General features: G+C 61.6%; 18 protein-coding genes. 12 read left to right on the top strand and 6 right to left on the bottom strand.

Translation table 11 applies throughout. The features are described 5' to 3' along the window. Positions 1-3: 3 nt before the first annotated feature. Both ACYPYQ_RS00950 and ACYPYQ_RS00945 read left to right on the top strand, forming a co-directional pair. Complete coding sequence (locus tag ACYPYQ_RS00950) at positions 4-774, top strand: BPSS1780 family membrane protein (RefSeq protein WP_459718034.1); 771 nt, start codon at positions 4-6, stop codon at positions 772-774. Further along, positions 774-1,274 (top strand): hypothetical protein, encoded by a 501-nt coding sequence (locus ACYPYQ_RS00945; protein ID WP_459718031.1) that lies wholly within the window; start codon positions 774-776, stop codon positions 1,272-1,274. The genes ACYPYQ_RS00950 and ACYPYQ_RS00945 overlap by 1 nt, the downstream gene beginning before the upstream one ends. On the opposite strand, the gene ACYPYQ_RS00940 is transcribed toward ACYPYQ_RS00945, so the two are convergent. The 4 genes from ACYPYQ_RS00940 to ACYPYQ_RS00925 form a co-directional block, all read right to left on the bottom strand. Beyond that, positions 1,265-1,609 (bottom strand): carboxymuconolactone decarboxylase family protein, encoded by a 345-nt coding sequence (locus tag ACYPYQ_RS00940; RefSeq protein ID WP_459718028.1) that lies wholly within the window; start codon positions 1,607-1,609, stop codon positions 1,265-1,267. The two genes, ACYPYQ_RS00945 and ACYPYQ_RS00940, sit on opposite strands and share 10 nt — an antisense overlap. After that, positions 1,609-2,085 (bottom strand): MEKHLA domain-containing protein, encoded by a 477-nt coding sequence (locus ACYPYQ_RS00935; RefSeq protein WP_459718024.1) that lies wholly within the window; start codon positions 2,083-2,085, stop codon positions 1,609-1,611. The genes ACYPYQ_RS00940 and ACYPYQ_RS00935 overlap by 1 nt, the downstream gene beginning before the upstream one ends. Next, positions 2,063-4,228 (bottom strand): UvrD-helicase domain-containing protein, encoded by a 2,166-nt coding sequence (locus tag ACYPYQ_RS00930; RefSeq protein ID WP_459718021.1) that lies wholly within the window; start codon positions 4,226-4,228, stop codon positions 2,063-2,065. The genes ACYPYQ_RS00935 and ACYPYQ_RS00930 overlap by 23 nt, the downstream gene beginning before the upstream one ends. 96 nt (positions 4,229-4,324) lie before the next feature. Then, a complete protein-coding gene (locus tag ACYPYQ_RS00925; RefSeq protein WP_459718016.1) occupies positions 4,325-5,221 on the bottom strand; it encodes a phosphoribulokinase in 897 nt (298 codons plus the stop codon). 146 nt (positions 5,222-5,367) lie between these two features. Here ACYPYQ_RS00925 and leuS point away from each other — a divergent pair, with 146 nt between their 5' ends. The 10 genes from leuS to ACYPYQ_RS00875 all read left to right on the top strand — a co-directional run bounded on the left by leuS (position 5,368) and on the right by ACYPYQ_RS00875 (position 15,743). Then, positions 5,368-7,962 (top strand): leucine--tRNA ligase, encoded by a 2,595-nt coding sequence (gene leuS, locus ACYPYQ_RS00920; RefSeq protein WP_459718012.1) that lies wholly within the window; start codon positions 5,368-5,370, stop codon positions 7,960-7,962. A 1-nt stretch (position 7,963) separates the two neighbouring features. Continuing rightward, positions 7,964-8,473, top strand: a complete 510-nt coding sequence (locus ACYPYQ_RS00915) for an LPS-assembly lipoprotein LptE (protein ID WP_459718010.1) — start codon at positions 7,964-7,966, stop codon at positions 8,471-8,473. 2 nt (positions 8,474-8,475) lie between these two features. After that, positions 8,476-9,489 carry a DNA polymerase III subunit delta gene (holA, locus tag ACYPYQ_RS00910; RefSeq protein ID WP_459718006.1) on the top strand — a complete coding sequence of 338 codons (1,014 nt, stop codon included), beginning with the start codon at positions 8,476-8,478 and terminating at the stop codon, positions 9,487-9,489. Beyond that, the gene (gene cutA / locus ACYPYQ_RS00905) at positions 9,486-9,809 is read left to right on the top strand and encodes a divalent-cation tolerance protein CutA (RefSeq protein ID WP_459718003.1); all 324 of its coding nucleotides are present in this window, start codon (positions 9,486-9,488) and stop codon (positions 9,807-9,809) included. Before holA ends, cutA begins: the two co-directional genes overlap by 4 nt. Next, positions 9,810-11,591: a protein-disulfide reductase DsbD gene (gene dsbD / locus ACYPYQ_RS00900; RefSeq protein ID WP_459718000.1), complete on the top strand. Its 1,782-nt coding sequence runs from the start codon at positions 9,810-9,812 to the stop codon at positions 11,589-11,591. 67 nt (positions 11,592-11,658) lie between these two features. Then, positions 11,659-12,102 carry a type II 3-dehydroquinate dehydratase gene (gene aroQ / locus ACYPYQ_RS00895; RefSeq protein WP_459717998.1) on the top strand — a complete coding sequence of 148 codons (444 nt, stop codon included), beginning with the start codon at positions 11,659-11,661 and terminating at the stop codon, positions 12,100-12,102. Between the two features lie 3 nt (positions 12,103-12,105). Continuing rightward, positions 12,106-12,555, top strand: a complete 450-nt coding sequence (accB, locus tag ACYPYQ_RS00890; protein ID WP_459717995.1) for an acetyl-CoA carboxylase biotin carboxyl carrier protein — start codon at positions 12,106-12,108, stop codon at positions 12,553-12,555. Positions 12,556-12,612: 57 nt separating this feature from the next. Beyond that, positions 12,613-13,968: an acetyl-CoA carboxylase biotin carboxylase subunit gene (gene accC / locus ACYPYQ_RS00885; RefSeq protein ID WP_459719285.1), complete on the top strand. Its 1,356-nt coding sequence runs from the start codon at positions 12,613-12,615 to the stop codon at positions 13,966-13,968. A 3-nt stretch (positions 13,969-13,971) separates the two neighbouring features. Then, the gene (gene prmA / locus ACYPYQ_RS00880) at positions 13,972-14,865 is read left to right on the top strand and encodes a 50S ribosomal protein L11 methyltransferase (RefSeq protein ID WP_459717991.1); all 894 of its coding nucleotides are present in this window, start codon (positions 13,972-13,974) and stop codon (positions 14,863-14,865) included. Beyond that, positions 14,862-15,743, top strand: a complete 882-nt coding sequence (locus ACYPYQ_RS00875) for a DUF3426 domain-containing protein (protein ID WP_459717988.1) — start codon at positions 14,862-14,864, stop codon at positions 15,741-15,743. Before prmA ends, ACYPYQ_RS00875 begins: the two co-directional genes overlap by 4 nt. 277 nt (positions 15,744-16,020) lie before the next feature. On the opposite strand, the gene ACYPYQ_RS00870 is transcribed toward ACYPYQ_RS00875, so the two are convergent. Then, a complete protein-coding gene (locus ACYPYQ_RS00870; RefSeq protein ID WP_459717985.1) occupies positions 16,021-17,193 on the bottom strand; it encodes a hypothetical protein in 1,173 nt (390 codons plus the stop codon). 167 nt (positions 17,194-17,360) lie between these two features. Beyond that, positions 17,361-18,512, bottom strand: a complete 1,152-nt coding sequence (locus ACYPYQ_RS00865; protein ID WP_459717982.1) for a sensor histidine kinase — start codon at positions 18,510-18,512, stop codon at positions 17,361-17,363. Between the last annotated feature and the right edge of the window lie 80 nt (positions 18,513-18,592).

Below are 18,592 nucleotides of genomic sequence, written 5' to 3'. Positions count from 1 at the left end.
AAGATGGAGATACGCAAACTCGAAGCCGCACGCGGCTGGACCTGGGTAAAACAGGGCTTCCAGTTGCTGATGCGCAATCCCCTGCTCGGCATCAGTGCCGCGATCCTGTGCGTGCTGACCGTGTTCGTGGCACTGATGGTGCCGCTCATCGGGCCGTTGCTGGCTGTCGCGCTGATGCCCATCATGCTGGCCGGCTACATGCGCATCTGCCGCGCGCTGGAAGAGAACGAGAAGATGTCGCCAGCCATGCTGCTGGCCGGTTTCAAAAAGCACACCTCCAGCCTGGTCGCGCTGGGTGCGTTCCTGATGCTGGGCATGCTGTTCGCCTCGACCGTGATGGTGACCGTGGGCGGCGAGTCGTTCGCGGCACTGATGGAGCAGATGCACAGCGCCGAGGATTCACAGAAACTGATGCAGGCCATCGCGGGCGGCGACAGCCGCGTCTCGCTTGCCGTGCTGATCGGGCTGACACTGATGCTGGCACTGGTGGTGGCCTGGCAATATGCGCCCATCCTGGTGTTCTTCAGCGGCATCTCGCCCTGGCTCGCGCTGCGCGCCAGCTTCGCCGGCACCTTGCGCAACATCATCCCCTACACCGTGTACAGCCTGATCATGCAGGTGCTCACCATGCTGCTCGGCATCCTGCCGTTCGGCATCGGCATGCTGCTGTTGCTGCCGCTGGGGCTGACCTCGCTGTATGTCAGCTACCGCAACATCTTCCCGTGGCTGGACGAGCCGGCGGCGGTCGCCGCCGCAGGTCAGGAGAACACCTGATGCGATTCAATCCCAGCCCTGAAGCAAGACGGCTGGCACAGAGCCCGCACAACCTGTTCATCGTCGGCCTGTTCGCCTTCGACCTGTTCATGACCCCGGCCGTGCTGGCCATGAAACTGGGCATGGTCAGCCTGCTGATCCCGCTGTTCTTCTCCGGCACGCTGATGGCCTACATCAACTGGCGCGGCAACCAGGACGGCGTGTGGTTCGTGCAGATGCACTGGCGTCTGGCGTGGACGCGCTGCCGCATCCTCATCATCGGCTATGCCGTCTCGGCCGCGCTGATCCTTGTCGCCTGGCTGATCAGCCAGGTCTCCAGCGACCCGCACATGGCGAGCATCGTGTGGACGGCACTCACCCGCATCGCGCTGATGCCCACGCTGATCATCGTGCTGGTCACTTCGGTGATGGCGTTCTCCGCCTTCTCGATGGCGCAGAAAGGCGAACTGCCGGACAAGCTGGTGGCAAAGTTCCCACAGCCTGAAACCGCTCAGGCCTGACTGAATTCCTCGTATGCGGCCAGCACTTCCGCCGCATACATCAGCGACGGGCCGCCGCCCATATACACCGCCACCGCGAGCATCTCGTTGATCTGCTCGCGCGTCGCGCCCAGCTTCACCAGCGAACGTACATGGAATCCTATGCAGCCCTCGCAACGCGTGGAGACAGCGATACCGGTGGCGATCAGTTCCTTCTGTAGCGCGCTCAGCACCCCCTCCGCCATGGCGGATATCGCCATCGCATCGAAACCCGCCATCGGTGCCTGGGCTTCCTTGCGGAAGGTCCTCAGCTCCTGGCTGATGCCGTGCGTGATCTCCTTGTAAGATTTTTCCATCACTTCCCTCCTGTGTTGTTGTCCGGGTCATGTGCCACGAAGATCGCCGCCTGCCCGTGATGCCCTCCCGCCGCATCCAGCAGGTTCCAGATCGTGCAATCCGTGATCATGAAACGGCGACCGCCCTTCGCTACGCGCATCCCTGAATAGCCGTCTATATACCCACGCTCGGCCACCTTGCGCAGCGCCTGTTCGCGCGCTTGCTGGTTCACCGGCTCGGCAGACAGGCGCGAAGGCAGTTGCACGAATTCCTCGAAGCTCATCCCGAAATGCCGCAAGGCATACTGGTTGCCATAGAAGAATACGGGATCGGCTTCGGTGCCATGTGCGACGATGGCGAACGGAGCATGCCACATCGCATCGTGCAGCGTTGCTTCGTCCTGCGGCAGATCGGGCAGCAGCGACTTGCCGGTCAGTCGCTGATAGCTCTCGGCGATCAGCTGCAGGCGCGCATCAGATGGGCGTGAGCTTGGCATATTCGAGTGCCAGCCATTTGCTGCCGGCGCGCTTGAAATTGACTTGCACGCGGCCTTCGTTGCCACTGCCCTCGGTATCCGTCACCACACCCTCGCCGAACTTCTGGTGGAACACCCGCTGGCCGATGCGCCACAGTGATTGCGGGGATGGCGGCGCAGGCACACTGGGGGCACCGTTGAATGCGGCCACATAGCTCGCGGTCTCGTGGCGTCCGCTGTCGAAGGTCTTGCGCGCGGTGAAGCGCGGTGTGATCCAGTGCAGCAAGGCTTCCGGCAACTCGCGCAAGAAGCTGGACACCAGGCCGTAATGCGTCTGCCCGTGCAGCATGCGGCTCTGGGCGAAAGTGAGGTAGAGGCGACGCCGCGCGCGGGTGATCGCCACATACATCAGGCGACGCTCCTCGTCGAGATCGCCGTTGTCGATGCTGTTCTGGTGCGGGAACAGGCCCTCTTCCAGACCGGTGATGAACACGGTATGGAACTCCAGCCCCTTGGCGGCATGCACCGTCATCAGATGCAGTGCGTCCTCGCTGTCGCCCGCCTGATGCTCTCCCGCTTCCAGTGAGGCGTGGGTGAGGAAGGCGGTGAGGCTGTCGTCCTCGTTCTCGTGCACGAACAGGGTGGCCGAGTTGATCAGCTCGTTCAGGTTCTCCAGCCGCTCCTGTGCCTCGCGTTTCTTGGCACCTGTCTCGTTCTGGTAATGCGCCACCAGACCGCTGTGTTCCAGCACGTGCTCCATGATCTCCGGCAGTGGCAGTCCCTTGGTCGCACTGCGCAACGCTTCGATGAGGCCGACGAAGGCGGTGACCTTGCCTCCCGCGCGGGCCGCGGCATCCCACAGCGTGGTGTTGTATTGCTTCGCAGCCTCCTGCAACTGCTCGATGCTGCGCGCGCCGATTCCGCGCGTGGGGAAATTGATGATGCGCAGCAGCGCATTGTCGTCGTCGGTGTTCTCCATCAGGCGCAGGTAGGCCAAGGCATGCTTGATCTCCTGCCGCTCGAAGAAGCGCAGACCGCCGTACACACGGTAGGACAATCCGGCCGACACCAGCGCATGCTCCAGTACGCGCGACTGTGCATTGGAACGGTACAGCAATGCCATCTCGGTGAGGTGCACGCCTTCGCGGTGGAGCTGCTTGATCTCCTCCACGATGAAGGCCGCCTCGTCCACATCGGTACCCGCCTCGTAGACGCGGATCTGCTCGCCCTTGTCGGCATCGGTCCACAGGTTCTTGCCGAGGCGCTCGCGATTGTTGGCGATCAGCGCGTTGGCCGCATCGAGGATGTTGCCGTGCGAGCGGTAGTTCTGCTCCAGCTTGATGACCGACTCCACATGGAAGTCGCGCAACAGCTCCTGCATGTTGCCGACGTTCGCGCCGCGGAAGGCATAGATGGACTGGTCGTCGTCTCCTACTGCGAACAGGGCGTTGCTCTGGCCCGCCAGCAACTTCAGCCAGCGATACTGCAAGGGATTGGTGTCCTGGAACTCGTCGACGAGGATGTGCTTGAAGCGTTCCTGATAGTGCTCGCGCAGCGCCTGATTGCGCACCAGCAACTCATAGCAGCGCAGCAGCAATTCGGAGAAATCCACCACGCCCTCGCGCTGGCACTGCGCGTCGTATTCGGCGAACACTTCCACCTTGCGCCGCGTGTAGGGATCGTAGGCTTCCACCTCATGCGCGCGCAGCCCCTCTTCCTTGCGGCCGCTGATGAAGTGCTGCATCTCGCGCGGGGGATATTTCTCGTCGTCCACGTTCATCGCCTTCATCAGGCGCTTGATGGCAGAGAGCTGGTCGCCCGAGTCGAGGATCTGGAAAGTCTGCGGCAGGTTCGCTTCGCGATGGTGCGCGCGCAGCATGCGGTTACACAGGCCGTGGAAAGTGCCGATCCACATGCCGCGCGTGTTGATCGGCAGCATCGCCGACAGGCGCGTGACCATCTCCTTGGCGGCCTTGTTGGTGAAGGTCACCGCCAGCACACCGGAAGGCGAGACTTGGCCGGTACTGATGAGGTAAGCGATGCGCGTGGTCAGCACACGCGTCTTGCCGCTACCCGCGCCCGCCAGGATCAGGGCTGACCGTGCGGGGAGTTCGACGGCGGCACGTTGTTCGGGATTGAGGCCGGCAAGCAGGGAGGAATTCATCGTTGGATTATCCCACAGGCCGATGCGTCATTCCCCCAAACAAAACGGGGAAGCATCACTGCTTCCCCGTCTGCGAGACACGTTGAAACGTGCCGCTTACTTTTTCTTCTTCTCGATCATCTCGTGCATGATCGGCGACAGGATGATCTCCATCGCGTGGCTCATCTTGCCGCCAGGCACCACCATGGTGTTGGCGCGGGACATGAAGGAGTTCGGGATCATGGACAGGTAGTAAGGGAAGTCCACGCCTTTCGGGTTGCGGAAACGGATCACGACGAAGCTTTCGTCAGGTGTCGGGATGTCGCGCGCGATGAAAGGATTGGAGGTGTCCACGGTCGCCACACGCTGGAAGTTGATGTCGGTGTGGGTGAACTGCGGGGTGATGTATTTGATGTAGTCCGGCATGCGGCGCATGATGGTGTCCACGGTCGCTTCGGCGGAATATCCGCGCTCTGCCTTGTCGCGGTGGATCTTCTGGATCCACTCGAGGTTGACCACAGGCACCACGCCGATGCCGAGGTCGACGTACTTGCTGACGTCAACGCCCTTGGCTTCATCCTTGACCATGCCGTGCAGACCTTCGTAGAACAGCAGGTCGGAACCGGCTTCGATGTCTTCCCACGGGGTGAACACACCGGGCTTGAGGTCGGTCAGGCCGAAGTGCTGGTTGTGCTCGACGGCTTCCGGCTCGCTGTGCACATAGTAACGACGCTTGCACATGCCGGTCTCGCCGTATTGCTTGAACATCTCTTCGATCTTGTCGAAGTGGTTGGCTTCAGGGCCGAAGTGGCTGAAGCTGTTGTTGCCGTTCTTGGCAGCTTCGGCAGCGGCCGCGCGGAAGGCCATGCGGTCGAGACTGTGCAGGCTGTCGCCTTCGATCACGGCGGCCTTGATCTTCTCTCTGCGGAAGATGTTCTCGAACGCGCGTTTGACGGTGGTGGTGCCTGCGCCGGACGAACCGGTTACGGCGATGACGGGGTGCTTGACGGACATAGGTTCTCTCTCCTGAAAACGATATGGATAAAATTTTTGGAGCGCGATTCTACCTTGTTTCGCTTCCGGTAGCGAGGTGCGGGCGGCGCACCGGCGATGTCGCTATAATGCCCAACCTGCAATTTCCAGCCATCCGATCCCCGACCATGCAACAACACTATTCGCCCAAAGACATCGAAGCCGCCGCCCAGCAGGAATGGGAGGCCAGTCAGGCATTCAAGGCCGACGAACACAGCAACAAGCCGAAATACTACTGTCTCTCCATGTTCCCCTACCCCTCGGGTAAATTGCACATGGGCCACGTACGCAACTACACCATCGGCGACGTATTGAGCCGCTACCACCAGATGAAGGGCTATAACGTACTGCAACCCATGGGCTGGGATGCCTTCGGACTGCCGGCCGAGAACGCCGCCATGGCCAACAACGTGCCGCCCGCCGGCTGGACCTATTCCAACATCGACTACATGAAACAGCAGCTGAAGTCGCTGGGCCTGGGCGTGGACTGGTCGCGCGAAGTGACCACTTGCAAGCCTGACTACTACCGCTGGGAACAGTGGCTGTTCACCCGTTTGTTCAAAAAGGGCGTCATATATAAGAAGACTTCGGTGGTGAACTGGGACCCGATCGACAACACCGTGCTGGCCAACGAGCAGGTGATCGACGGCCGTGGCTGGCGCTCCGGCGCACTGGTGGAGAAACGCGACATCCCCATGTATTTCTTCCGCATCACCCAGTATGCCGACCAGTTGCTGGGCGACCTCGACCAGCTCGACGGCTGGCCCGAGCAGGTGAAGACCATGCAGGCCAACTGGATCGGCAAGAGCTACGGCGTGCGCTTCGCCTTCCCTTACGGCAACGACGAGAAACTGTGGGTGTACACCACCCGCGCCGACACCATCATGGGCGTGACTTTCGTCGCCGTGGCCGCGGAACATCCGCTAGCGACCCAAGCCGCCCTGAATAACCCCGCACTCGCCGCCTTCATCGAAGAATGCAAACTCGGCAGCGTGGCCGAATCCGACATCGCCACCATGGAAAAGAAGGGCATGGACACCGGCCTCAAGGTGACGCACCCGCTGACCGGCGAACAAGTGCCGGTATGGGTCGGCAACTATGTGCTGATGGGCTACGGCGAAGGGGCGGTGATGGCCGTTCCGGCGCATGATGAGCGTGATTTCGGTTTCGCGAAGAAATACAACTTGCCGATCAAGCAGTCCATCCAGGTCGCGGGCGAGGCTTTCTCCACAGACGCCTGGGCGGAGTGGTACGGCGACAAGGAGAAAGGCGTTTGCATCAATTCCGGCAAGTACGACGGCCTGAACCACGACGCAGCCGTGGATGCCATCGCCGCCGACCTCGCCGCCAAAGGACTGGGCGAGAAGAAGACGCAGTTCCGTCTGCGCGACTGGGGCATCTCGCGCCAGCGCTACTGGGGCTGCCCCATCCCCATCATCCACTGCCCAAGCTGCGGCGACGTGGCCGTGCCGGACGAACAACTGCCGGTGAAGCTGCCGGAGGACGTGGTGCCGGACGGCGCGGGTTCGCCGCTGGCGAAGATGCCGGAATTCTACGAATGCACCTGCCCGCAATGCGGCGGCGCGGCCAAGCGCGAGACCGACACCATGGACACCTTCGTCGAGTCGAGCTGGTACTACGCGCGCTACGCCAGTCCGCAATGCGACACCGGCATGGTGGACAAGACCGCCGCCGCAAAATGGTTGCCGGTAGACCAGTACATCGGCGGGATCGAGCACGCCATCCTGCACCTGCTGTATGCGCGATTCTTCCACAAGCTGATGCGTGACGAGGGGCTGGTGCAGGACGACGAACCGTTCAAGAACCTGCTGACGCAGGGCATGGTGGTGGCACCGACCTTCTATCGCGAGGAAGCCAGCGGCAAAAAGCTGTGGATCAACCCGGCCGACGTAGATGTGGAAGTCGATGCCAAGGCGCGCCCGCTGGGTGCGAAACTGAAGGCGGATGGGCAGCCGGTCATCATCGGCGGTACCGAGAAGATGTCCAAGTCGAAGAACAACGGTGTCGATCCGCAGGCCATCATCGATGCATACGGCGCGGACACCGCGCGCCTGTTCATGATGTTCGCCGCCCCGCCCGACCAGCAGCTGGAATGGTCGGATGCAGGCGTGGAAGGCGCATTCCGCTTCCTCAAGCGTGTGTGGAAAGCGGTGCACGACCATGTCGAGCAAGGCGTGGTAGCTGCCTACAAGGATGGCGAGTTGAGTGCCGCCGCAAAGGCATTGCGTCTGCAGTTGCACCAGACCATCCAGAAGATCGACGACGACTATGGTCGCCGCAAGACCTTCAACACCGCCATCGCCGCGACCATGGAGTTGCTCAATGCACTGGGCAAGTTCGACCAAGACACCCCCGTCGCGCGCAGCGTGGCGCAGGAGGTACTGGAGAACGCTGTGCTGTTGCTCAACCCCATCGTGCCGCACATCGCCGAAGCGTTGTGGACGGCACTGCGTCCCGGTACCGTCTTGCGCGAGCAGCCCTTCCCGCAAGCCGATGCCGCCGCACTTGTGCAGGACGAGATCGAGCTGATGATCCAGGTGAACGGCAAATTGCGCGGCAGCCTGCGTGTATCCAAGGATGCGGACAAGGCCCGCATCGAACAGCTCGCACTCGCGCACGAGGCGGTGCAGCGTCACCTGGAAGGCGCGACCGCAAAGAAGGTCATCGTGGTGCCGGGTCGTTTGGTCAACGTGGTGGCCTGATATGACATCCCTGCGCAACCTTCTGCTCTCCCTCTCGCTGCTGACGCTGGTCGCGTGCGGTTTCCATCTTCGCGGCAGCGACCTGCAGGATGTGCGCTTCGGTTTCAAATCGCTCTATCTCAAGACGCAGGGCGAATCACCATTCGTCGCCGAGCTGCGCCGTACGCTGAGCAAGAACAAGATGGAACCGGTCGCGACAGCCGACCAGGCCGAATTGATCCTGGAGATCGTTTCAGAGAACACCGGCAAGCAGATCCTGTCGCTGTCCGCCAGCGGTCGCGTGCGCGAGTACCAGTTGAGCTATCGCGTCTCCATGCGCGCCTATGACCTGCAGCAGGTCGAATGGCTGCCGCCGGACGATATTCAGCTGAACCGCGTGCTGACCTATGACGACGCGGTGATCCTGGCCAAGGAACAGGAGGAAGCGCAGTTGTACAAGGACATGCGCGCCGATGCCGTGGCCCAGACCGTGCGTCGCCTGATGCGGGCGAAACCGCAGCCGCAGGAATAGACATGAACATCAGCAGCGAAGACCTGCCGCGTCATCTGGCCAAGGGCTTGGGTTCGCTGTATGTGATCCACGGCGAAGCCTTGCTGCTCGCCATCGAGGCGGCCGATGCCATCCGGGCTGCAGCGCGCAGTGCAGGCTACGATGAGCGCGAGGTGCTGATCGCTGACCAGGGTTTCAAATGGTCGACGCTGCGCAACAGCGCACAGAGCATGTCGCTGTTCTCGGCGCGCAAGGTCATCGACCTGCGCATCCCGGGCGGCAAGCCCGGCGTGGAAGGTGCGCAGGCCTTGCAGGAACATTGTGAGAATCTGAATGCCGACACCCTGACGCTGATCTCGTTGCCGAAGCTGGACGGCACGGCGATGAAGAGCAAATGGTTCACTGCGCTGGCGCAGCACGCCACCGTGATCAGTGCGGATGAAGTGTCCGTCACTGCCTTGCCCGCATGGATCGCCGGGCGATTGAAGCGGCAGGAACAAAGCGCGGACCCGGACACCTTGGCCTTCCTCGCCCAGAAGGTGGAGGGCAACCTGCTCGCCGCGTTCCAGGAGATACAGAAACTGGCCTTGCTGTTCCCGGCCGGGCCGCTCAGCTTCGAGCAGGTGAAGGATTCGGTGATGGACGTGGCGCGTTATGACGTGTTCAAGTTGTCCGAGGCGATGCTGGCGGGCGATGCGGAACGTTATGTGCGCATCCTCGAAGGTCTGCGTGCGGAAGGCACGGCGACGGTGTTGATCCTGTGGGCGGTGGCGGAGGACATCCGCGCGCTGGCCAAAGTGTCGCACGCCGTGCAGCAGGGCGGGAATCTGTCCGGTGCCTTGCGCGATGCACGCGTATGGGGCATCCGCCAGAAGTTGGTGGAACGCGCGGCACGCCGTTTCAATCCGGCTTTCGCCGAGCGCGCCTTGAAACAGGCGGCGCAGATCGACCGGCTGGTGAAAGGCTTGCGTCAGGGCGATGTGTGGGACGAACTGCTGCAGTTGGGCGTGCGCTGCGCGCGGGCGGGGGTGCGATGAGCGAAGTGTTGCTGGTGGTCACCACGCTGCCGGATCGTGCCACGGCGGAACGTATCGCCGAAGCGCTGGTCACAGCCCGCGCCGCCGCCTGCGTGAATGTGCTGGCCGAATGTACGTCAGTCTATCGCTGGCAAGGCAAAGTAGAACGGGCGGGTGAAGTACCCATGCTGATCAAGACCACCCGCACCGCCTATGCGCGACTGGAAACGACATTGCGGACGCTGCACCCCTATGATGTACCGGAGATCGTCGCCCTGCCGGTGACGGCCGGGTTGCCGGCCTATCTGGATTGGGTGACACAGGAAACAAAGGAACAATAAATGATACGTCGTCTGTTTTTGATCGCTTTGTTATGCATCGCACCGCTGGCGCAAGCCGACCTGCTCTCGTTCGGCAGCAAGCCCAAATTCCTGCCGCCCGATCAGGCCTTCAAGCTGGAAGTGCGTCCGCTCGACCAGCACACCCTGATCGCCAGCTTCAACATCACGCCCGGTTATTACCTGTATCGCGACAAGACCACCTTCATTCTGGGTGAAGGCCCGGCCAGGATCGCACAGGTGTCGCTGCCGGAAGGCGAGACCAAGAACGACCCCAACTTCGGCGTGATGCAAGTGTTCCACAACAGCTTCCAGGCCGAGATCGCTCTGGAAGGCGTTGATCCAAAGCAGCCATTGGTGCTGAACGCCAGCTACCAGGGATGCAGCGACGACGGACTGTGCTATCCGCCTATAGAGAAAACGATCACGCTCGATCTGGTGACGACTGCCAGCAACCCCGCGTCGGCCATCGCCCCCCCTGCCGAGGATGAGAACTCGCAGATCGCGCGCCTGTTCAGGGACGGCAACTTCTGGCTGATCGTCGTCAGCTTCTTCGGTTTCGGCCTGCTGCTCTCGCTCACCCCCTGCGTGTTCCCGATGATCCCCATCCTGTCCGGCATCATCGTCGGGCGCGGCCACAAGATCACCCACATGCACGCTTTCCTGTTATCGCTGGCCTATGTGCTGGGCATGGCCATCACCTATGCAGTGGCGGGTGTGGCCGCCGGCTATTCCGGCGCGCTGATCTCCAACGCCTTGCAGACGCCGTGGGTGCTGGGTGGTTTCGCGGCCATCTTCGTTGTGCTGTCGCTGTCCATGTTCGGCCTGTACGAGCTGCAACTTCCCGCTGCGCTGCAAAGCAGGCTGACCGACACCAGCAACAAGCTCCACGGCGGCCACCTCACCGGCGTGTTCGCCATGGGTGCCTTGTCCGCCATCATCATGGGGCCGTGCGTCGCCGCGCCGCTGGCGGGCGCCCTGCTCTACATCAGCCAGACGCATGATGCCGTGCTGGGCGGCAGCGCCCTGTTCACCATGGGACTGGGTATGGGCGTGCCGCTGCTGGTCATCGGCACTTCCGCAGGCACCCTGCTGCCCAAGGCGGGACCGTGGATGGAATCGGTGAAGCGCTTCTTCGGCGTGCTGATGCTGGCACTGGCCATCTGGATCGTGTCCCCGGTCATCCCGCTCGCCGCACAGATGCTGGCCTGGGCGGCACTGCTGATCTTCTGTGCCATCCATCTGCATGCGCTCGACCCGCTGCCGAGCAATGCGCGCGGCATCAAGAAACTGGGCAAAGCGCTCGGCATCCTCTCTTTGCTGCTGGGCGTGGCCTATCTGATCGGTGCGCTGTCCGGCGCACGCGACATCCTGCGCCCGCTGGGCACACTGCAAAACGCGCCCGGAACAGCCGCACCCGCCAAGGCCGAGCTTTTCGAGCGCGTGAAAGGCCTTGCCGCACTGGAAGCGCGCGTGGCGCAAGCCCAAGGCCGTGTGGTGATGCTGGACTTCTATGCCGACTGGTGCATCTCGTGCAAGGAGATGGAGCGCTTTACCTTCAGCGACCCGGCCATCCATGCGCGCATGAGCAAAGCGCTGCTGTTGCAAGCCGATGTCACCGCCAACGACGCGGACGACAAGGCCCTGCTGCAACGCTTCCAGCTGTTCGGCCCGCCCGCCATCCTGTTCTTCGACAAGCAGGGTCGCGAGCAAGCCGATCTGCGGGTGATCGGGTATCAGGATGCGCAGCAGTTCGGCGCGTCGCTCGCCCGGGCGGGTCTATGACTATGATTCCGCTCAACTTCACCGAACTGATGGACAAAGTTCCCCATTTTGCGGCAAACTGCGCGCCATGAAACGCATCCTCGTCCTCCACGGCCCCAACCTCAACCTGCTCGGCACACGCGAGCCTGAAGTGTATGGTCGCACCACGTTGGATGAAATTAACGCCAAATTGGCGGCACAAGCCGAGAAGAACGGCGCCAAGCTGGACTACTTCCAGAGCAACACCGAAGGCATGCTGGTCGACCGCGTACAACAGGCCCGCGTCGACGGCACCGACTTCATCATCATCAATCCCGCCGCTTTCACCCACACCAGTGTCGCCCTGCGCGATGCGCTGGCCGCGGTCGCCATCCCTTTCGTCGAAGTCCACCTTTCCAACGTGTTCGCCCGCGAGGCGTTCCGCAAGGAATCGTATTTCTCGGACATCGCCGTCGGCGTGATCAGCGGCCTGGGGGCGACCGGCTACGAACTCGCTTTGCAATTCGCACTACAACATTCTGTAAGGAGCTAAAAAATGGATCTGCGCAAACTGAAGACACTGATCGAACTGGTAGAGAACTCGGGCATCGCCGAGCTGGAACTGACCGAAGGCGAAGAGCATGTGCGCATCTCGCGCGCCAGCTCCGTCGCCGCGCCGGTGCAGCATGTGTATGCCGCCGCGCCGCAGCACGCCGCCCCGGCAGCCGCGCCGGCCGTGCCCCCCGCGACGGCCGAACCAGCCCAGCCCGAAGGCCATGTGGTCAAGTCGCCCATGGTCGGCACTTTCTACCGCGCACCCTCCCCCGGTGCCAAGTCCTTCGTGGACATCGGCTCCAACGTGAATGCCGGCGATACGCTGTGCATCATCGAAGCGATGAAGCTGCTGAACGAGATCGAGACCGACAAGGGTGGCGTGATCAAGGCCATCCTGGTCGAGAACGGCCAGCCGGTTGAATTCGGCCAGCCACTGTTCATCGTCGGTTAAGCCATCATGGCCGTGTTCGAACGCAAACCCAGATCGTCCGTGCCGGAGAAGCCCGTCATGTTCGAGAAGATCCTGATCGCCAACCGCGGCGAGATCGCGCTGCGCATCCAGCGCGCCTGCCGCGAGATGGGCATCAAGACCGTCGCTGTACATTCCGAGGCCGACGCTGAAGCCAAATACGTGAAGCTGGCGGACGAGTCGGTATGTATCGGCCCGGCACCTTCCAGCCATAGCTATCTGCATGTTCCCGCCATCATCAGCGCGGCCGAGGTGACCGACGCGCAGGCCATCCACCCCGGCTATGGCTTCCTGTCCGAGAACGCCGACTTCTCCGAACGCTGCGAGAAATCCGGCTTCGTCTTCATCGGGCCGCGCGCCGAGACCATCCGCCTGATGGGCGACAAGGTTTCCGCCAAAGCCGCGATGAACAAGGCCGGCGTACCTTGCGTACCCGGTGTGGAAGGCTCACTGCCGGACGATCCGGCCGAGATCATCAAGATCGCCCGTCACATCGGCTATCCGGTCATCATCAAGGCCGCCGGTGGGGGTGGTGGACGCGGCATGCGCGTGGTGCATACCGAAGCGGCGCTGCTCAATGCGGTGACCATGACCAAGACCGAAGCGCAGGCCGCCTTCAACAATCCCATGGTGTACATGGAGAAGTTCCTGGAGAATCCGCGCCACATCGAGATCCAGGTGCTGGCCGACCAGCACGGCAATGCGGTGTATCTGGGCGAGCGAGACTGCTCCATGCAGCGCCGCCACCAGAAAGTGATCGAGGAAGCTCCTGCCCCCGGCGTCGACCGCAAGCTGATCGCCAAGATCGGCGAACGCTGCGCCGAGGCCTGCCGCAAGATCGGTTATCGCGGTGCGGGTACCTTCGAGTTCCTGTATGAGAACGGCGAGTTCTACTTCATCGAGATGAACACCCGCGTGCAGGTCGAGCATCCGGTGACCGAACTGATCACCGGCGTGGACATCGTGCAGCAGCAGATCCGCGTCGCCGCCGGCGAGAAACTGCCGTTCCGCCAGAAGGACCTCGAGTTCCGTGGCCATGCCGTGGAATGCCGCATCAACGCCGAACACCCCTACACCTTCGTGCCTTCGCCGGGTCGCATCACCACCTGGCACGTGCCCGGAGGACCCGGCATCCGCGTCGATTCGCATGTCTATGCCAACTACTTCATCCCGCCTCATTACGACTCGATGATCGGCAAGCTGATCGCCTACGGCGACACGCGAGACCAGGCCATCGCGCGCATGCGCACGGCGCTGTCGGAGATGGCGGTGGAAGGCATCCAGACCAACATCCCGCTGCACCAGGAATTGATGAGCGACGCCGCCTTCGTGCGCGGCGGTACCAGCATCCATTACCTGGAGCACAAGTTGGCGGAACGCACGAAGGGCAAGTAAGCCATGGCCTGGCTCACGCTGTCGGTGCAGGCGGAAGCCAGCCATGCTGAAGCATTGAGCGAGTCGCTGCTGGCGCATGGCGCGCTGTCGGTGGACATGCTCGATGCCGATGCCGATACCCCTGACGAACAAGCCATCTTCGGTGAACCGGGCGAGCCCACTGCCAGCGTATGGCAGCACAATCTCATCAACGCGCTGTTCGAGCCGGATGCCGATGTCGAGTCCATCCTCCGTACCTGCTATGCCGAGCTCGGTATCACACGCCCCGCTCCCCACCGCATCGAGACGCTGGAAGAGAACGACTGGGTGCGCCTCACCCAGTCGCAATTCGACCCCATCCGCATCAGTGACCGCCTGTGGATCGTGCCGACCTGGCATGAAGCCAGCGACCCCGCCGCCATCAACATCGCGCTCGACCCCGGTCTCGCCTTCGGCACCGGCAGCCACCCGACCACGCGCCTGTGTCTGCGCTGGCTGGACGGCAATATCAAAGGCGGGGAATCGGTGATCGACTATGGCTGCGGTTCCGGCATCCTCGCCATCGCGGCGATGAAACTCGGCGCAGGTAGTGCACTCGGTGTGGACATCGACCCGCAAGCGGTCATCGCCAGCCGCGACAACGCGCAGGCCAACCAGGCACAAGCAGATTTCTACGTCCCGGATAACGCGCCCGCCGGAGGCCAATACGATGTCGTGGTCGCCAATATCCTGACCAACCCCTTGCGCGCGCTGGCGCCGTTACTGGCGGCTTATGCCAGAACCGGCGGCCGTATCGTACTATCCGGCATCCTGGCGGATCAGGCGGACGAGGTGATGCGTATCTATGGGCAGTGGTTCGACTTCGCGCCTCCGGTCATCGAGGATGGCTGGTGCTGCCTGTCGGGAGTGAAACGATGAGCGATGTCACGCAGTGCCCGCAGTGCACCACCCGCTTCAAGGTCAGTGAAGAGCAACTCGCGGTGCATGAAGGGATGGTGCGTTGTGGCCGCTGCCAGAACGTATTCAATGCGCGTGAACATCTGCAAGAAGAAGAACACAGCCCGCAATTGAGCCTGCTGATCGATGAGGAACCTGAGTCCGCCGTAGCGCAGAACTCCAGCGGGCCTGCCAAGCTGACCCCGACCGAAACCTGGCACTTCCCCAGTACCGTGAAGTCGCTGACCGAAGATGCCCCCCAGCCCGATCTCACGCCCATTCCGGATCTGACCGAACTGGAAGACACGCCGACCACGCTGGCACAACAAGTACAGTTCGTGGATGACCCGATAGAAGAGAATGGGGAGACATCCCGCATGCCCAGGCGACATCTCGCCACCTTCTTCGGCGCGACACTGCTCCTGCTGTTGACCGCACAGGCCGCCTATCACTTCCGCGACACGCTGGCAGTCAAACTCCCCGGACTCAAACCCTTGCTGGTGCAGCTGTGCGATCGGCTAGGCTGCCGCATCGAACTGCCGCGCGAAGCGGAACTGCTGTCCATCGAATCCTCCGAACTGGAAGCGGATGCCAAGCTGGTGAACGTCATCACGCTGCACGCGCTGCTGCACAACCGTGCTGGCTACGCACAAGCCTGGCCCAGCCTCGAGCTCACCCTCACCGACTCGCGCGACGAAGTCATCGCCCGCCGCACCTTCCATCCGGCCGACTACCTCAAGGACGCGGATGAACTGCAAAGCGGCATCGGTCACAACCGTGAACGCGAGATCGCTTTGCGACTGGACACGACCGAGCTGCGGCCGAGCGGTTACAGGCTTTTACTGTTCTATCCGCAATGAACCACACCCGGGTATGCCTGACGATCACCCTTGCTCGTGTGCTGTACGGCGCACCCTGACATTTCCCCGCCGATTACGGCGCAACACACTGACACTGCAAGCCCCGCGCGAAACCCCGCTCCGTGCGAACACGTCAAACTCCCCGCCTGAGCCGCAATAGCCCAATGACCATTCACTAGAAATGAAAACAGGGGAGACCGAAGTCTCCCCTGTTCCATTGCTGCTTGTGCTTTGTTTAAGGGGCTGGCAAGCCAGCCACCGTCACGTCAGCTCAAACTTACCAAGCGGCTTCCAGCATCATGGTCAACAGGTTGTCGCCGTTGGTGCCTTGTGCTTTAGAGTACTTGGTGAAGTTTGCCACTGCGGCAACGTTCTGGGCCAGATCGTAAACTGCAGTGAATGTCGTTGCGTTGTCGCTCACGTTTGCAGACTTGGCAGAGCGGATCGCAGCGCCGAGAGACAGTGTGTGCGGGATGACAGTGAAGTCAGCAGCAACAGTAGTTGCTTGCTTGTCGCCGTACATGCTGGTCGCGTCAGTCTTGGCGTAAGTAGCGTACAGACCTGTCTCCATGCCTGCCAGTTCGCCATGAGCCTGTGCGCTGAAGCCAGTACCCTTGGTTGTTTGCAGAGCCATGGCGGAATCGTAGCTGGTGCCAGATACTGCATCGACAGTCAGCACAGTTGCGAAGTCAGCGATGGTCGGCGTTGCAGCCAGTTCAACCGCAGTCGAAGACATTTCGTATGCATTCGCAAACTGAGGGGCGAAGCGCGAAATGTTGATGTAGCCCATGTCTGTGTGTGCAACAAATGCCAGACCGGTTGTAGAACCGTTACCCATACCCGTGTACTGGTATGCGGAAATCTCTTTGCGGTGCTCAGCCCAACGAATCGCACGGTTGATACCGTTGCTGGATTCGGTGTAACCGTAGAATGGACCCAATGCGTCAGTCGTGAAAGGAATCACGGACAGCTTGGCAGCATCCAATTCAACAACAACTGGTACACGCAGACCTGCAACCAGCATGGAACCAGCAGTATTGCCTTCGAACATCATACCGACCTTCATTGCACCGTTGTCAGCAACACGGCCACCGAAGAACACGGAAAACTCGTCAGGGAACTGCCAGTCACCGCTGTTAGTGTTGTCCAGCGTCGGCGTTGCAGGAGCAGCACCGTTAGACTTCTGGTAACGAACCTTCAGCAACATAGCGGCGTTCAGAGACGACGGGATAGACAGGTGCTCACCTTCAACCTTCTCTTGTGCGCCCATCATGGTGAAGCCAGCTGCTTTGAATGCGCGGCCGAAGCCGTTCAGAACCGGGAAGTGTTGTGCGTGGCAAGCGGAGCAAGCCATGCCGGTTTGACGCGCGAACGCGGGAATAGCGGATGCTTCCGGTGCGAAGGCTGCTGCAGCCAGAACGCCAGCCAGAGAGAGAGCGACTTTCTTCATTGATGTTTCTCCTCGATGATTTGGATAATTACCTTTTGGATGGATGGAAGGACTCAGCCTCGCAACCACGGCGGCAATCCTAGCAACGGGGTTGTGAGCATCCCGTCAATGGAAAGTGAAGGCTTGGTGAATTTTGACTTTTCTGCAACAAGCAGAGGGTGAATGCTTCAGGACGTTGCGCTGTCGAAACGGAGCGTGACGGCGGTACCTTCTCCGGGACGGCTGACGATCTCCACTTTCCAGCCATACCGTTCACTGATACGTTTGACCAGGGAGAGACCGACACCGAAACCGGCACTGGCTTTGCCTTTGAAGTGACGGTCAAATGCCCGCGCCATCTCTTCCGGGGTCATCCCGATGCCGGTATCGCTGACTTCCAGCCGATCGGCTTCCAAGCTCAGTCGGATATGGCCCTGCCGCGTATGGAAAGCGGCATTGCGCAGCAGGTTGTCCACCGCGATGACGAGCAGCGACGGTTCGACCATCAACGCCGGTTCCGCCCGCACTGCCAACTCCAGATCGACAGCCGAACCATTCAGCGCGGCACGATGCCTGTCCACCGCCTCCCGCACCACCGGTGCCACCTGACACAGCGGCTCATCGACACCCGCCATGCGCTCCCGCGCCATCAGCAGCAAGGCATGCATCATCCCCACCATCTCTTTTCCGGAACGCTTGATGCGGCCCAGCCTGTCGCGCTGCTTCTCATTCAGACTCTCGTCCTGTTGCAGCACCTCGACCGACCCCAGGATCACCGCCAGCGGTGTGCGCAGCTCGTGACTGACATCGCCGGCGAAGTTCTTCTCGCGCTCGACGAATTCGCCGAGCCGCTCGACATAGCGCTCGAAAGCGCGCGCCAGCTCGCCCACTTCATCGTGACGCGCCAGTTTGGCGGATGGCAGATGTTTGGTGCCCGGTTCCGCTTCGCCCACCCATTCAGCTAAACGCGTGACCGGTGCGACGATGCGCAGCGCCAGCCAGAACCCACCTACCGCCGAACCCAGGATCATGAATACAGCAAACAGCACCAGCGCGCTCAGGAAGGATGCTTCGCGCGCGCGCTGCTGCTCCATGTTGTAAAGCATGAAATAGCGCGCTTCGTTATGGTCTGCGACCAGCGTGAAATAGCTCTCACCCTCCATCTGGACGATATGCCAGCCCGGTAGCAGATGATGCACCTGATCCGGGACCAGTTCTTCAGGTTCCTTCGGCGACAGCACATAGCCCTTGATGGTGAGCGTGTTGGGCGGCACGAACACTCGATCGCGCGCATGGCGCGCCACGGAATCCTGCAGCTCGGCATTCAAAGTCTCTTGCATCAAGTGGCGGCCAGCGTCCTTCAATGCCCAATACAGTGCTCCCGAAATGGCAGCACTGATCAAAGCACCGAACAATGCAA

Source organism: Sideroxyarcus sp. TK5 (assembly GCF_054601595.1).
This window is presented reverse-complemented; position numbering and strand designations above follow the sequence as displayed.

What these genes read in the sequence shown, in the direction of transcription:
- leuS (WP_459718012.1), top strand. Translation starts at nt 5,368, where the DNA reads ATGCAACAACACTATTCGCCCAAAGACATCGAAGCCGCCGCCCAGCAG.
- ACYPYQ_RS00935 (WP_459718024.1), bottom strand. Translation starts at nt 2,085, where the DNA reads ATGCCAAGCTCACGCCCATCTGATGCGCGCCTGCAGCTGATCGCCGAG.
- ACYPYQ_RS00940 (WP_459718028.1), bottom strand. Translation starts at nt 1,609, where the DNA reads ATGGAAAAATCTTACAAGGAGATCACGCACGGCATCAGCCAGGAGCTG.
- accC (WP_459719285.1), top strand. Translation starts at nt 12,613, where the DNA reads ATGTTCGAGAAGATCCTGATCGCCAACCGCGGCGAGATCGCGCTGCGC.
- ACYPYQ_RS00875 (WP_459717988.1), top strand. Translation starts at nt 14,862, where the DNA reads ATGAGCGATGTCACGCAGTGCCCGCAGTGCACCACCCGCTTCAAGGTC.
- dsbD (WP_459718000.1), top strand. Translation starts at nt 9,810, where the DNA reads ATGATACGTCGTCTGTTTTTGATCGCTTTGTTATGCATCGCACCGCTG.
- aroQ (WP_459717998.1), top strand. Translation starts at nt 11,659, where the DNA reads ATGAAACGCATCCTCGTCCTCCACGGCCCCAACCTCAACCTGCTCGGC.
- ACYPYQ_RS00950 (WP_459718034.1), top strand. Translation starts at nt 4, where the DNA reads ATGGAGATACGCAAACTCGAAGCCGCACGCGGCTGGACCTGGGTAAAA.
- ACYPYQ_RS00930 (WP_459718021.1), bottom strand. Translation starts at nt 4,228, where the DNA reads ATGAATTCCTCCCTGCTTGCCGGCCTCAATCCCGAACAACGTGCCGCC.
- cutA (WP_459718003.1), top strand. Translation starts at nt 9,486, where the DNA reads ATGAGCGAAGTGTTGCTGGTGGTCACCACGCTGCCGGATCGTGCCACG.
- holA (WP_459718006.1), top strand. Translation starts at nt 8,476, where the DNA reads ATGAACATCAGCAGCGAAGACCTGCCGCGTCATCTGGCCAAGGGCTTG.
- ACYPYQ_RS00870 (WP_459717985.1), bottom strand. Translation starts at nt 17,193, where the DNA reads ATGAAGAAAGTCGCTCTCTCTCTGGCTGGCGTTCTGGCTGCAGCAGCC.
- prmA (WP_459717991.1), top strand. Translation starts at nt 13,972, where the DNA reads ATGGCCTGGCTCACGCTGTCGGTGCAGGCGGAAGCCAGCCATGCTGAA.
- ACYPYQ_RS00865 (WP_459717982.1), bottom strand. Translation starts at nt 18,512, where the DNA reads ATGCAAGAGACTTTGAATGCCGAGCTGCAGGATTCCGTGGCGCGCCAT.
- accB (WP_459717995.1), top strand. Translation starts at nt 12,106, where the DNA reads ATGGATCTGCGCAAACTGAAGACACTGATCGAACTGGTAGAGAACTCG.
- ACYPYQ_RS00925 (WP_459718016.1), bottom strand. Translation starts at nt 5,221, where the DNA reads ATGTCCGTCAAGCACCCCGTCATCGCCGTAACCGGTTCGTCCGGCGCA.
- ACYPYQ_RS00945 (WP_459718031.1), top strand. Translation starts at nt 774, where the DNA reads ATGCGATTCAATCCCAGCCCTGAAGCAAGACGGCTGGCACAGAGCCCG.
- ACYPYQ_RS00915 (WP_459718010.1), top strand. Translation starts at nt 7,964, where the DNA reads ATGACATCCCTGCGCAACCTTCTGCTCTCCCTCTCGCTGCTGACGCTG.